Here is a 13,704-nt window from a genome sequence, read left to right as displayed (position 1 = left end):
CAACCAAGATTGAATACGATCTCACACCCCCGTGGTCCGCATCACCGTAGATGCGATGCCGCGGCGGCATCGCATTGCGGCAAAGGAAATTAAATGAGTGAAAACATCGAGGCGCAACGCGCCGACCTGGACGCTGGCGGCCCACCGCGCTGGAAAGTCATCGGCCCTGGCTTGGTCGTTGCGGCGACCGGCGTGGGCGCGGCCGACATGGTTGCCACCCTGATAGCAGGCAGCCAGTATGGCTATGCCCTGCTGTGGGCGGTGATTCTCGGCGTGATCCTGAAGATTGTTCTGGTTGAAGGCGCCGGCCGCTACACCTTGGCCACCGGAAAGACCATCTTCGAGGGCTGGAGCACCCTGGGCAAGTGGACCACCTGGTACTTCGGTCCCTACATCATTATCTGGGGCTTCGTCTACGGCGCTACCGCGATGAGCTCTGCCGCGTTGCCGCTGGCGGCGTTGATGCCGGCAGTGGACCTGAAGATCTGGGCAGTGATCATGGGCCTGCTGGGCTTCGTGATGGTCTGGTTCGGCAAGTACAACTTCTTCGAGAAGATCACCGCCGTGCTGGTGGGCATCATGTTCGTGACCGTGGTGGGCTTGGCGTTCATCGCTGTACCGAACATTCCGGAGATGCTCAAGGGCCTGATCCCGATGATTCCACAGGGCGGCGTGGTCTACACCCTGGCTTTGGCCGGCGGCGTCGGCGGCACCATCACCTTGGCCGCCTACGGCTACTGGCTGCGCGAAAAGGGCTGGTACACCCCTAAGTGGATGCGTGTCATGCGCATCGACAACACCATGGCCTACGTCATGACCGGCATTTTCGTGCTCGCGATGCTGGTCGTCGGCGCAGAAGTTGTTCGCGCCGCTGGCGTCACCATTTCCGGTGGCGACAAGGGACTGCTGGAACTGGGCGATGTGCTGAAGGCCGAGTATGGCGATGTTGTCGGCAACGGCTTCCTGGTAGGCTTCTGGGCCGCTTCCTTCTCGTCGATCATCGGCGTGTGGAACGGCGTTTCGCTGATGTTCGCTGACTTCTGGGGCCACATGCGCAAGAAGCCTGCAAACCACCCGGACACCATGACCGGTGGCAAGTACTTCAAGTTCTACGTCCTGTGGCTGACCTTCCCGCCAATGGTGCTGTTCCTGCTGGACAAGCCGATCGCCCTGATCTTGGCCTACGGCGTCCTGGGCGCACTGTTCATGCCGTTCCTGGCAGTCACCCTCTTGGGCCTGCTCAACGGCAAGCGCATCCCGAAGGCATGGGCGAACCGCTGGCACACCAATACGGCGCTGGCGATTACCGCGGTGCTGTTCATCATCTTGGGCTTGCAGCAGCTGATCAAGTCCCTTGCTCCGCTTTGGAGCTGACAAGCTTCCGCTAAGTTGAAGGCCGTGGTGGCATGCAATAAATTGCATGCCACCACGGCCTTCGCGTCTAGGCTGGAGCTATGAGCATCAAGCGGATTGGAATCCTGGGCGCAGGACGAGCTGGCACGGCATTGGCCCGGGCAGCGGCAGCTGCCGGCATTGAGGTGCGCATCGCGGGCTCACGGCCGCCGCGGATGATGAAATACCACTTGGCGCAGTATGCATCCCGGGCCACCGGCGTGCTGGCCGAGGAGATCGCCGAGGATGTCGACTTGGTGGTTCTCATGGTGCCGCAGGAAGAACTCGGCGACATCGATGTCTCCTCCTTGGCTGGCACCCTGCTGGTGGATGCGACCAACCGTTGGGAAGAAGAGCCGCTTCCCGAGTGGCTGGAAGCCTCGCTGGATGCCGGCCTGTCCAGTTCCGAGGGCATCGCGGCCCGCTTCAAGAGCTCGCGCGTAGTCAAGGCACTGAATCACATCAGCCATTGGGATATGGATGCGGATCGGGCAACTAAGCAATCTGCGCAACGTGCCCTGGGCGTCGCCGCGGATAACGCGCAGGATGCCCAGATGGTTTCGGAACTCACCAAGGCATTGGGTTTCTCTCCGGTGCAGCTGCCCAGCTTGGCAGCCGGCCGGGTGCTGGAACCGCAGGGACCGGTCTTCAACCAGGTGCTGGATGCCGAGAGCCTGCGCCGGCTCAGCGGTACCCGAGGGTAGCTGGGCTCAAGACACGACGGTTCCATCCAGGGCGACTGGTTCGCAGTGAATCGGCAGTGGACAGTTAATCTTCTGGATACTTTTGGTCCATTTCGAAAGGATGCCCGCACATGTCCGAAAGCAGCTCGTTCAACATTTCAGCCAGCAGCATCAGCAACTGGGATTACGAGGCCGGTGTGGTGGTTGCCGGCTAGGCATCGCCGGGGTGAGCATCGCCATCGAGGCTGCACGCGCCGGAGCCGAGGTGCTGATGCTCGAACGTTCCGGACGCTGGGGCGGCGCCGCGTCGATGACCGGCGGCTTCATCTACCTCGGAGGAGGCACTCTCCTGCAACGGGCGCTGGGTTTCGAGGACACGGTGGAGAACATGAAGGCATTCATGAAGGCCGCTCTCCGCCCGGGGACCGACGAGGCGAAGGTCGATGCCTAGTGCGAGGGCAGCGTGGATCATTACAACTGGCCGGTCGACGCGGGCGTCGTCTTCAAGGAATCCTTCTGGGGGCAGCCTGGCTGGGAACCTCCCCATGATGACGGGCGGTTGCACTCCGGCGGCGAAAATGCCGCCCCGTTCAGCGCCTCGATTCCCCGGCTCAGCGCGGGCACGTTCCGAAGATGTCCAGTAAGAAGACCGGCGAGCAGGGCGGCAGCTACATGCTCATGAAACCGCTGGTCGAGACCGAGCAAGCCCTGGGCGTGCGCGCCGAATTCGACCTGCGCGTCCAGTCACTGGTCGTCGAGGCGGATGGATGCGTGGTTGGCATCGGAGCCAAGCGCTACGGCGAAGACGTCTACGTCAAGGCCCGCCGCGGCGAGCTCCTGGCCATGGGCAGTTTCGCCTTCAATGAGGACATGGTCCGCGCCAACGAACCGCGCTTCCTGGGCCGCCTGGCTGGATCCATCGAGGCGCACGACGGGCGTGCCATCCAGATGGGCCAATCAATTGGCGCTGCCACCGCCCATACGGACGCCACCGAGGTCGCATTCTTCTGCGATCCGCAGCTGCTGGTGCGCAGCATCCTGGTCAACGGCCGCGGCCAGCGCTACATCAACGAGGACACCTACCCGGGCCGGCTCGGCCAGGCGACGCTGTTCCACCAGGAAAACTAAGCGTTCCTGGTCATCGACGAGGCTGCATTCGAAGAAGGCTGGGCCAGCGAAACCTCCAGCCCGGAACTGCTGATGCAGCCAACCTAGGTTGCCGTCACCGCCGCCGGATTGGCAGCCGAGATGGGACTGCCTGCAGGCAGCCTTCGGGCCACCATCGAGCAGTCAAACCGCTTCGCGGCCGAGGGCACCGATCCCCTGCTGGGCAAGAACCCCAAGTGGGTCAAGCCACTGCGCGGTGCGCTGGCGGCGATCGACCTGCGTGGCCGAACCGGAGGATTCACCCTGGGCGGACTGAAGACCGATACCAACCCACGGGTACTGCATGTTTCGGGCGCAACGATCCCGGGCCTGTTCGCGGCGGGACGCTGCACTTCGGGGGTCTGCGCCGGCGGCTACGCCAGCGGTACCAGCCTGGGCGATGGAAGCTTCTTCGGACGCCGCGCCGGAATCAGCGCGGCACAGGAAGCAAAGTCCCCGGATGGCATCGCGATGGCGCAGGGAGCCGCGGCTCATTGAATCCGTCCCCAGCGGGCCAAGATTTCTGGCAGATGTGAAAAATCCCCGGTTGACCGAAGTCAACCGGGGATTTACCTGTGCGCGAAAGGGGACTTGAACCCCTACCCTCTATTCGAGGACCAGCACCTCAAGCTGGCGCGTCTACCTATTCCGCCACCCGCGCAGGTTGTCTGTTGTTCGCGTTGTTATCGCTGGCAACGAAGTAAAACTCTACCACCGCTTTCGCGTGAATTCCAATCGGACACCAGCTGCCCCGAAGTCGCTGAAACGCCCGTAAATTCGCGGAATATTCGGCCTTGAGTAGGAGGTTTCAGCATTTTCACTGCAATTTCGTGTCAAGGGTCACAAGATTTTCGGCAGAATTGCAGGTTTTCGCCGTCCGTGGTGCCAGTTGCCAGCGATTCGAGCATTCAACTGTACTCGCGCAGGCGTGCGAATGACGCGGGTGCCCACTGTCTTTCGTTGATCAATTAGGCGAAGCGACGGCTCACTGTCCTCGTGGCTTCGATCAGCGCCTGATCTCCCTACGACATTCAGGAACGAAAACTGATTGCAAATGAACATCGCTCGCCACGTGGAATCGAATTGGCAGCATGCCAGCTCTCAGATACTCCATAGCGATTCGTCGCACTTTGAGAAGTAAGCTCAGATCATCGTTAATGCTTGTCAAACAATGAAGAAAGCACAGCGGGCCATGAACCATCCGGAATCAGCACCAGGACAAGTCAAACGCCGCAGATTGCTTGACCGAACTTTTTACGTGGGTCTGATCCTCAAGGGCATCACGGGCGTTTCGGAACTCGTGGCTGGCACCATATTTCTCTTTGCCGGGCCATCTCAGATCATGGTGTTCGTAAGTGCAGTGACTCACCACGAACTTTCCGAAGATCCGCAGGATTTCATCGCCCGCTTTCTGGTCAGTTTGGCTGAACGCCTAGATGTTTCTGCAACGCTCTTTGCAGCGGCTTACCTGCTACTCCATGGGATAGTAAAGGTGGTGCTGGTGTGGGCAGTGCTGAGAAAGCAATTGTGGGCTTATCCGTGGCTCATTGGATTCCTGATTGCATTCATCGTGTACCAGATCTACGAGCTGTTTATCAGCTTCAGCTGGGGACTCATCGGGCTCACAGTTTTGGACGCATTCATCGTTGTACTGACATGGCGCGAGTATCAACTTCATCGACGGACAGCTTGAACTCTCCAGCCGAGCTCCCCGCATTTTCAATGACGGCCGGCCAAGGAGATTTAGAAGAGCGGAAGCAACTTTCGATGAATCCCTCGTTGGCCCGCTTTCCCGTAAAGTGCGTACATGACTGATTTTTCCCTCGGCAGCAATCCCATCCATCACGGGCTGATGCCGACCGACGATGGCCACCAGCTGTACTGGGAAGAGTTCGGACGGCGCGACGGAATCCCGGCACTGCATCTGCACGGCGGCCCGGGAGGAACGCTCGGCGTCAGCGGCTATCGAAACCGCTGGGACCTGTCCCGTACGCGCCTCATCGGTTTCGAGCAGCGCGGTTGCGGCCGTTCCCACCCCTCGGCTGCAGATGCAAACGTGGAGATGGAATCATTCACTACCCCGCGGCTCATTGCCGACATCGAAACGTTGCGCATCGAGCTGGGAATCGAGAAATGGATCCTCAATGGCGCGTCCTGGGGCTCGACCTTGGCGCTCGCCTACGCGCAGGCGCATCCCGAACGTGTTATCGGCATCGTGCTGTTCGCGGTGACGACAACCAGCCGTGAAGAAGTCCAATGGATCACCGAAACCGTCGGAGCGCTCTTCCCCGAGGCATGGGACCGGCTCGCGGTGTTCGCCAGCAGGCATGTTCCTGCCTATGCGTCCGGAGAGTTGCGGCTGGTCGAGGCCTACGCGCAACTGCTCAGCTCCAGCGATCTTGAACTTCGCGATGCGGCCTCCCGCGAATGGGCTCTGTGGGAGGACACCCACATTTCCCTCGGCTCCGAGCAGGTGGTTCGGGATCCGCGCTGGGAAGAGCGCAGTTTTCGGCATTCGATGTCCCGGATGACGACGCACTTCTGGGCCCACGACGGCTTCTGCCAGCCACCGATCCTCGAGAACATGGCCAAGATCCAGCATCTTCCGGCCGTCCTGATCCACGGACGCGCCGATGTTTCCGGTCCTGCAAGAACCGCATGGAAGCTGCACCAGCTCTGGCCGGCTTCCTCGCTGGTCATCTGCGAAGAAGATGGCCACGGAGGAGCGGACATGGTGGATCATTGGACATCCGCAAACGCGAAGATGCTTGACCTGGCTTCTTGATAGCATCAGAGGCGGAGTTTTGAACGAAAAATTCCGTCACCAGCACAGCACCTTGGGAGCACCGATCATGCGCATAGCCATGCTTTCCCTGCATACTTCGCCAATGCAGCAACCCGGCTCCGGCGATGCAGGAGGCATGAACGTGTACATCCAGAACCTTTCCTATGCGCTGGGCGCGCTGGGCCACGAAGTGCATATGCTCACGCGCACCGCCGGGGAATCAGAGTCGCTGCAGGTCAGTGAGGGCGTATGGATGCACCAGGTGCAGGTAGCCGCGAACCGGACCCTGGCCAAGGAGCAGCTGCCCGAAATCGTCGACGAAGCCGCGGAAGAAATAGCCACCCACCTGCACGGCGTGAACATCGATGTGATCCATGGACACTATTGGCTCTCGGGAATGGTGGGACTGCAGCTGGCCCGGCAGTGGGAGGCTCCCCTGCTGGTGTCGATGCACACCTCGGCCGCGGCCAAGGAGCACGAATCTGGCATCCCCGAGCCCGGGTACCGCAAGGAAGCCGAGCAGCAGCTGCTTGCCGAATGCGCGCGCATCATCGCCAACACTCCGGTGGAAGCGAAGCAGCTCGGGAGCTTTTACGCCGTGGAATCGAAAAAGCTCGACATCGTGTTGCCCGGCGTCAACCACCGAATCTTCCATCCGGACCAGGACAAGGTGCGCCGCCCGCTGGGCGAGGTTGACCTGCATCTGGTCTATGCCGGACGGATGCAACCGCTGAAGGGAGCGCATCTGCTGCTCGAAGCCATGGGCATCGCGCGCCGCGAGGACCCCAGCCTGCGCATCACCGCATCACTCTTCGGCGCCCTGTCCGGGCAAACCAACTACGACCTGCCTTCGCTCGTGCAACGCCACGGCCTTCAGGACGTCGTCCGCTTCTTCGATCCGCTCTCCCCCGAGAAATTGGCACTCATCTTCGCCAACGCCGACGTCGTTGCAGTCCCTTCGCTCTCCGAGACCTTCGGCCTGGTAGCTGCCGAAGCGCAGGCCTGCGGCACTCCGGTTCTGGCCAATGCCGTGGGCGGTTTGGCGTACGCCGTGAACGACGGCGAGTCAGGGTGGCTCATGGACGAGCCCGATGCCCAGCTGTGGGCCGAAAAATTGCTTGAGCTTGCCCGGGATCCTGAACAGATTACCGCCGCCGGCCATGGCGCACTGGAGCATTCGGGACTATTCACCTGGGAGCGCGCCGCTGTCGCTACATTGGCCAGCTATCGCATGGCCCAGTCCGAGCGCTACCGAGCCTAGTCAAGGACGGTGGCACCACAGTGCCCTGGTCGTCAACGCTACTGCGTCGATGACCAGGGCACTGGTGATTTCACCTAGCCGCGCACCAGCTCCATTTCGAAGTGGGGCTTGGATTTGCGCGCGTTCCACGCTTGGACGGTGTAACCGTCGGAGTTCGGCTGGAAGGCCAGGTCAATCGAAGCCGGAAGCACCACCGGAGTCTTGAACTCGATGCTCCAGCGGTAGCTTCCGCCAGCAGGCTCGATCCCCGCCAGCGCACGGGCCGCCAGGTAGATGCCGTGGGCGATGGCCGCCGGCATGCCCAATGCCTTGGCGCTGAGCGCAGACAGGTGGATCGGGTTGTAGTCCCCGGCAACCGCGGCCCAGCGGCGTCCGGTTCCCGCATCCAGTTTCCAGCTTGCGGTGCGCTGCGGTGCGGCAAAGTCAGGGTGCGTGCTTTTCTCCGGCGTGGCCCCATCGAGCCGCACGCCTTTGGCCAAGAACGTGCTGCGCAGCAGCATCCGGTCCTGCCCATCCACCACAATGCGCATCACCAGGTCGGCGGTCACCCCGTGCGGATGGGCCGCGAGGTTCTCGCTGTGCACCTCGATGTCGAATGCCTCCACCTCCCCCAGCGGCTGCTGGACCTCCACCTGGTTGACCAGATGGATCATGCCCAGAAGCGGCAACGGGAAATCGTCGCGCACCATCAAGGACATCGCCAGCGGGAACGCCAAGGAGTGCACGTAGAGACTCGGCAGCACGCCGTTCATCGGTGCGTCCACGGCCTTGCGGAACTCGGCAAGCTTCGCCGGATCGGCCTTCGCGCCCTGGAACACCAGCACGGTTTCGGGCAGCACCGGGTTCTTCGGCTTGCGCTTCACGGTCTTGACGGACTGGGCATAGACCGAGGCCATCGACGGAATTCCGGCAACGATCTGCGCACCCATCTCAGGCACCTACCAGCGATTGGCCGCAGACGCGCAGCACCTGGCCGTTCAGCCCGGCCGCGGCGTCCGAGCCGAGGAAGCTGATGGCTTCGGCAACATCCACCGGCAGGCCGCCCTGCATCAGCGATGGCAGGACCATGCGGGCCACGGTGCGGGTGCCCAGCGGGATCTTTGCGGTCATCTCGGTCTCGATGAATCCCGGGGCCACCGCGGCGATGGAGCCGCCATTTTCGGCGAACAGCTTGGCGCTGGCGTGCACCATGCCGATCACCCCGCCCTTGGAAGCGGCATAGTTGGTCTGCCCGCGGTTGCCGGCGATGCCGGAGGTGGACGCCAGCGATACGATGCGCAGGCCCGGCCGCTTGGCCGCCAGGAAGGCCTCGTTCATGCGCAGCTGCGAGGCAATGTTCACGGCGATCACCGAATCCCAGCGGCCGGCGTCCATGTTGGCCAGCAGCTTGTCGCGGGTGATTCCGGCATTGTGGATCACCAGATCCAGCGAGCCATGGCGGCCGATCGCGTGATCCATGATCTGCTGCGCCGCATCCTCGGCAGTGACATCCAGCTGCAAGGTGGTGGCGCCGATGGAATTGGCCACCTTGGCCAGCGCTTCGCCGGCGGCCGGCATGTCCACCACGACCACCTGCGCCCCATCGCGGGACAGCGTTTTGGCGATGGCCGCGCCGATGCCGCGGGCGGCCCCGGTCACCACTGCCACCTTGCCGGCCAGCGGCTTGGCGAAGTCAGCCGGAAGCACGCCATCGTTGGTGCGCACGGTCAGGAATTGGCCGTCCACATAGGCGCTGCGCCCGGAGAAGAAGAAGCGCAAGGCGGCCAGCGCACTCGGGCTGGCCACGGTAGTGCCAGCTTCGAGTACGATGCCATTGGCGGTCGCGCCGCCGCGCATTTCGCGGCCCATCGAGCGCACCACGCCATCGATGCCCTGGCGCACGGCTGACAGCTGGGGCGCATCATCATCCCCGGCAGGCCGGGAGAAAGCGACCACGCGGCCGCCGGGAAGCAGCTTGCGCAGCGCCTGGCCGGCCGCCAGCATCAGCGGCGAAAGGTCAGTGGGGCGCTCGAGCTCGTCAAGCAGCAGGACCAGAGCGCCGAGCTTGGCTTCCCCTGCGTCGTGGCGGCGCACATCCAGGCCCCAGGAGACCAAGGTGTCGCTCAATTCCTGCGCCTTGGCCGAAGCGCCGAGGATCAATACCGGGCCGGGCAGCAGCGCGGCATCCGGGCTGTAGCGGCGCAGCCGCGGCGGACGCGGCAGGCCCAGCATGGTGGCCAGCTTCTTGGTCAGACCGGTGTTTACCAGTTCCATGTACTTGTCTGCCATTAGTTGCGAGCCTCCAGAATAGCGACGACGCCCTGGCCGCCTGCTGCGCAGACCGAAATCAGTGCGCGGCCCGAGCCCTTTTCATGCAGCATCTTTGCGGTGCTGGCGATAATGCGGCCGCCGGTGGCGGCAAATGGGTGTCCGGCTGCGAGCGAGGAGCCGTTCACGTTAAGCTTTGACCGGTCGATGGCGCCCAGCGCGGCATCCAGGCCAAGCTTCTCGCGGCAGAATTCCTCGTCTTCCCACGCCTTGAGCGTGGACAGCACGGTGCCGGCGAAAGCTTCGTGGATCTCGTAGAAATCAAAGTCCTGCAAGGTGAGGTTGTTGCGCTTGAGCATGCGGGCGGTGGCGTAGGCGGGAGCCATCAGCAGGCCCTCTTCGCCGTGCACGAAGTCCACCGCGGCGGCTTCGAAGTCCACGAAGTTCGCCAGCATTGGCAGGTCGTTGGCTTGGGCGTACTCTTCGCTGCCCAGCAGCACTGCCGAGGCGCCGTCGGTCAGCGGAGTGGAGTTGCCAGCGGTCATGGTCGCCGCTTCGCCCAGGTTCTTGCCGAAGGCCGGCTTGAGCTTGGCGAGCTTTTCCATGCTGGAGTCGGCGCGCAGGTTGTTGTCCTTGGACAGGCCGTTGAATGGGGTGATCAGGTCGTTGAAGAAACCGCGGTCATAGGCTGCAGCCAGGTTCTTGTGGCTGGCCAAGGCCAGTTCATCCTGTGCTTCGCGGGTGATGCCCCACTTCTTGGTGGTGATCGCCTGGTGGTCGCCCATGGACAGTCCGGTGCGTGGTTCGCCGGTGCCTGGAGCCGCTGGGGCCAGGTGGCCTGGGCGCAGCTTGGACAACGCAGCCAACTTGGCTTTGGTGGAGCGGGCCCGGGAAAGTTCCATCAGGATCGCGCGCAGCGAATCGGATACGGCGATGGGCGCGTCGGAGGTGGTGTCCACGCCGCCGCCGATGGCCGAGTCGAGCTGGCCGAGCTTGATCTTGTTGGCCAGCGAGCCGATGGCTTCCATGCCGGTGGCGCAGGCCATTTGCACGTCGTAGGCCGGGGTGGCGTGATCCAGCGAGGAGCCGAGTACCGATTCGCGGATCAGGTTGAAGTTCTTGGAGTGCTTGAGCACCGCACCGCCGGAGACTGCACCGATGCGCTGTCCCTGCAGTCCGTAGCGGGCAACCAGGCCCTCGAGTGCGGCGGTGAACATGTCCTGGTTGGACGCATTCACATAAGCGGTGTTGGAACGGGCGAAGGGAATGCGGTTGCCACCGATGATCACGGCGTTGCGCACAGAAGGCTGGCTCATGTTCGTTGAACTCCTACAAATATTCTGGTGTGACAAGTATTACTGTAACCAAGAGTACATGATACTCTGAGTTACGTGAACAAGATCGCTGAGGAAATCGACCGCGAGACCGACGGCCGGGCAGCTCGCTGGGAAGCGCATCGCACCGCGCGCCACGAGGAACTGCTCAAGTTGGCACGCAAAGCCGTGCACAAGCTCGGTGCCCAGGTCTCCATGGAGGACATTGCCGGACACGCAAAGACCTCCAAGCCGGTTTACTACCGGTACTTCGGCGACAAGGAAGGCCTGCGCCAGGCACTGAGCGCCATGGTGATCAACGACTTCCGCGAACGCGTCATCGCCGCCGGCCTGGCCAAGGAAGACGAAATCAGCGCGCTCCACGCGATGGTCTCCTCCTACCTGGAGCTGGCCGACAACAGCCCCAACCTGTACTTCTTCGTGACCTCCGCCCCGCGCTCGGCCGATGACGAGTCGGCCGGGGCTCTGAACACCTTCTTCGAGGAGGCCTCCAGCTTGATGAGCGAACGCCTGCTCAAGCTCTACGACCAGCACGCCACCGCCTCCACCCTCGATTTGTGGCCGCGTGCGGCCCTGGGCATGGTCCGAGCCGCCGGTGAGCAGTGGCTGAGCCACCCGGCAGGCCCCGGCAAGCCGTCACTGCAGTCGCTGGCCACCGAGCTGACCAACTGGCTGGCCTACGGCATCGCCTCCACCCGGACACCGACAACCCGCTGAAGCACCCCTTGGTGCACCCCAATCCGAACCACCGAAATGAAAGGCACGCCATGAGCGAGAACCGCATCAACATCACCGCCCTCTCCGAGCAGCTGCTCGGCCCCTACGCCGAAATCCGCAAGGCCTCGCGCGCCCGCGCCGCCAATCCGCAGCTGCAGCGCGACCCGCTGCTGGGCATGGCCGAGCACCGCGAACGGGTGCTCGGCCAGCTGGGCATCCTCGTCGAGCAGGAGGCCGTGCAGCGTGCCTTCCCCAAGGAATTCGGCGGCTTCGATGACCACGGCGGCTCGCTGGCCGCCTTCGAGGAACTGGTGGCAGCCGACCCATCGCTGCAGATCAAGGCAGGGGTGCAGTGGGGCCTGTTCGCCGGAGCGATCCTGCACCTGGGCAGCGAAGAGCACCACGCCAAGTGGCTGCCGGATGCCATGAGCCTGAAGACCCCGGGCGCCTTCGCCATGACCGAGATCGGCCACGGCTCGGACGTCGCCTCCGTCGCCACCACTGCCACCTACGACGAAGCCACGGAGGAATTCGTCATCCACACCCCGTTCAAGGCAGCCTGGAAGGACTATCTGGGCAACGCCGCGCTGCACGGCAAGGCAGCCACCGTCTTTGCCCAGCTGATCACCAAGGGCGTGAACCATGGCGTGCACTGCTTCTACGTGCCGATCCGCGACGAGGACGGCAACTTCCTGGAAGGCGTCGGCGGTGAGGACGACGGGCTCAAGGGCGGGCTGAACGGCATCGACAACGGCCGGCTGCACTTCACCAACGTGCGTGTTCCGCGCACCAACCTGCTCAACCGCTACGGCAACGTGGACGCCGACGGCACCTACTCCTCGCCAATCCCTTCGCCGGGCCGCCGCTTCTTCACCATGCTCGGCACCCTGGTCCAGGGCCGCGTCTCGCTGGATGGCGCCGCCACCAACGCCTCGAAGATCGCCCTGCAGATCGCTGTGACCTACGGCAACCAGCGCCGACAGTTCAACTCCACCTCGGACACCGAGGAAACCACCCTGCTGGACTACCAGCGCCACCAGCGCCGGCTGATCACCCGCCTGGCCCGCACCTATGCCTCCTCCTTCGCCCACGACGGCCTGCTGGACAAGTTCGACGCGGTATTCTCCGGCCGCGCCGACAGCGACGACGACCGCCAGGATCTGGAAACCCTCGCCGCCGCGCTGAAGCCGCTGAGCACCTGGGACGCGCTGGACACCATCCAGGAATGCCGCGAAGCCTGCGGCGGTGCCGGGTTCATCGCCAAGAACCGCTTCACCCAGCTCTACGCCGACCTGGATGTCTATGTGACCTTTGAGGGCGACAACAACGTGCTGCTGCAGCTGGTGGGTAAGCGCCTGCTCACCGACTATGCGGCCGAGTTCCGCAAGCTCGACACCGGCGCGATGGCGCTGTACGCGGCCAAGCAGGCTGGCACCACCGCACTGCACCGCTCCGGGCTGCGCAGCGTGGGCCAGGCCTTCGCGGACATCTCCGATGAGCGCAAGAGCGCCAACTTCTTCAAGGACCCTGAGAACCAGCGCGCCTTGCTTACCGACCGCATCAATGCCAAGGTCGCCGCGGTGGCCAACGCCCTGCGCGCCGCCGGGAAGGACAAGGCCAAGGGCGCCGCCGCGTTCAACGAGAACCAGGAGCTGCTGATCTCCGCGGCCCGCGACCACGGCCAGCTGCTGCGCTGGGAGGCATTCACCGCGGCACTGGAGAAGATCCAGGATCCGGCCACCGCCGAGGTGCTGACCTGGCTGCGCGATGTCTTCGCGCTGTCGCTGGTCGAGGACGACCTGGGCTGGTACCTGGCCAACGGCCTGCTCTCGATGCAGCGCGCCCGCACCCTGTCCGGCTACATCAACCGCCTGCTTGCCCGCCTGCGCCCGCACGCCCAGGACCTGGTCGACGCCTTCGGCTACACCCAGGACCACCTGCGTGCCGACATCTCCTCGGGCGGCGAAGCCGAGCGCCAGGATGAGGCCATGGAGTACTTCCGTAAGCTGCGCGCCAGCGACAATGCGCCGATCAGCGAGAAGTCCTTGCAGAAGGCCAAGGCCTGATCAGCCACTGGCACGGCTGCAATCACGACCGCCGGCCCGCCCGAGGCACCTGGTGTGCTGGGCGGGCCGGCGG

At 63.5% G+C, this 13,704-nt stretch carries 13 protein-coding genes and 1 tRNA gene; 10 read left to right on the top strand and 4 right to left on the bottom strand.

The window, feature by feature from the left end; all coding sequences use genetic code 11:
* Positions 1-93 precede the first annotated feature (93 nt).
* The 5 genes from ACLQ8T_RS08245 to ACLQ8T_RS08225 all read left to right on the top strand — a co-directional run bounded on the left by ACLQ8T_RS08245 (position 94) and on the right by ACLQ8T_RS08225 (position 3,719).
* Positions 94-1,374, top strand: a complete 1,281-nt coding sequence (locus tag ACLQ8T_RS08245; protein WP_413456357.1) for an Nramp family divalent metal transporter — start codon at positions 94-96, stop codon at positions 1,372-1,374.
* An 80-nt stretch (positions 1,375-1,454) separates the two neighbouring features.
* A complete protein-coding gene (locus tag ACLQ8T_RS08240) occupies positions 1,455-2,096 on the top strand; it encodes an NADPH-dependent F420 reductase (RefSeq protein ID WP_413456356.1) in 642 nt (213 codons plus the stop codon).
* A gap of 205 nt (positions 2,097-2,301) precedes the next feature.
* Entirely contained in the window at positions 2,302-2,526 is a 225-nt protein-coding gene (locus ACLQ8T_RS08235; protein ID WP_413456355.1) for a hypothetical protein, read from the top strand.
* A 182-nt stretch (positions 2,527-2,708) separates the two neighbouring features.
* Positions 2,709-3,203 (top strand): FAD-binding protein, encoded by a 495-nt coding sequence (locus ACLQ8T_RS08230; protein ID WP_413456354.1) that lies wholly within the window; start codon positions 2,709-2,711, stop codon positions 3,201-3,203.
* A 120-nt stretch (positions 3,204-3,323) separates the two neighbouring features.
* On the top strand, positions 3,324-3,719 hold the full coding sequence (locus tag ACLQ8T_RS08225) for an FAD-binding protein (protein WP_413456353.1): 396 nt from the start codon (positions 3,324-3,326) through the stop codon (positions 3,717-3,719).
* Between the two features lie 78 nt (positions 3,720-3,797).
* Here ACLQ8T_RS08225 and ACLQ8T_RS08220 read toward each other — a convergent pair.
* Positions 3,798-3,882: transfer RNA gene (locus ACLQ8T_RS08220), tRNA-Leu, on the bottom strand.
* 510 nt (positions 3,883-4,392) lie between these two features.
* On the opposite strand from ACLQ8T_RS08220, the gene ACLQ8T_RS08215 reads away from it, so the two are divergent.
* The 3 genes from ACLQ8T_RS08215 (at position 4,393) to ACLQ8T_RS08205 (ending at position 7,267) form a co-directional block, all read left to right on the top strand.
* A complete protein-coding gene (locus tag ACLQ8T_RS08215; RefSeq protein WP_413456352.1) occupies positions 4,393-4,914 on the top strand; it encodes a DUF2127 domain-containing protein in 522 nt (173 codons plus the stop codon).
* A gap of 114 nt (positions 4,915-5,028) precedes the next feature.
* Positions 5,029-6,006 (top strand): alpha/beta fold hydrolase, encoded by a 978-nt coding sequence (locus ACLQ8T_RS08210; protein WP_413456351.1) that lies wholly within the window; start codon positions 5,029-5,031, stop codon positions 6,004-6,006.
* 19 nt (positions 6,007-6,025) lie between these two features.
* Entirely contained in the window at positions 6,026-7,267 is a 1,242-nt protein-coding gene (locus tag ACLQ8T_RS08205; protein ID WP_413456350.1) for a glycosyltransferase, read from the top strand.
* Positions 7,268-7,341: 74 nt separating this feature from the next.
* Here the strand turns inward: ACLQ8T_RS08205 and ACLQ8T_RS08200 are convergent, their stop codons facing one another.
* From ACLQ8T_RS08200 to ACLQ8T_RS08190, 3 genes are read right to left on the bottom strand one after another with little or no spacing between them, the layout of a single operon-like run.
* The gene (locus ACLQ8T_RS08200; protein WP_413456349.1) at positions 7,342-8,196 is read right to left on the bottom strand and encodes a MaoC family dehydratase; all 855 of its coding nucleotides are present in this window, start codon (positions 8,194-8,196) and stop codon (positions 7,342-7,344) included.
* 1 nt (position 8,197) lies between these two features.
* Positions 8,198-9,535 (bottom strand): 3-oxoacyl-ACP reductase, encoded by a 1,338-nt coding sequence (locus ACLQ8T_RS08195; protein WP_413456348.1) that lies wholly within the window; start codon positions 9,533-9,535, stop codon positions 8,198-8,200.
* Positions 9,535-10,830 carry an acetyl-CoA C-acetyltransferase gene (locus ACLQ8T_RS08190; RefSeq protein ID WP_204722060.1) on the bottom strand — a complete coding sequence of 432 codons (1,296 nt, stop codon included), beginning with the start codon at positions 10,828-10,830 and terminating at the stop codon, positions 9,535-9,537. The genes ACLQ8T_RS08195 and ACLQ8T_RS08190 overlap by 1 nt, the downstream gene beginning before the upstream one ends.
* Positions 10,831-10,905: 75 nt before the next feature.
* Here ACLQ8T_RS08190 and ACLQ8T_RS08185 point away from each other — a divergent pair, with 75 nt between their 5' ends.
* Positions 10,906-11,565: a TetR/AcrR family transcriptional regulator gene (locus tag ACLQ8T_RS08185; protein ID WP_413456347.1), complete on the top strand. Its 660-nt coding sequence runs from the start codon at positions 10,906-10,908 to the stop codon at positions 11,563-11,565.
* Positions 11,566-11,615: 50 nt separating this feature from the next.
* Positions 11,616-13,631 (top strand): acyl-CoA dehydrogenase, encoded by a 2,016-nt coding sequence (locus ACLQ8T_RS08180; protein ID WP_413456346.1) that lies wholly within the window; start codon positions 11,616-11,618, stop codon positions 13,629-13,631.
* Positions 13,632-13,704: the final 73 nt, after the last annotated feature.

This window comes from Glutamicibacter sp. FR1, from assembly GCF_047300825.1.
Lineage (GTDB): Bacteria > Actinomycetota > Actinomycetes > Actinomycetales > Micrococcaceae > Glutamicibacter > Glutamicibacter nicotianae.
This window is presented reverse-complemented; position numbering and strand designations above follow the sequence as displayed.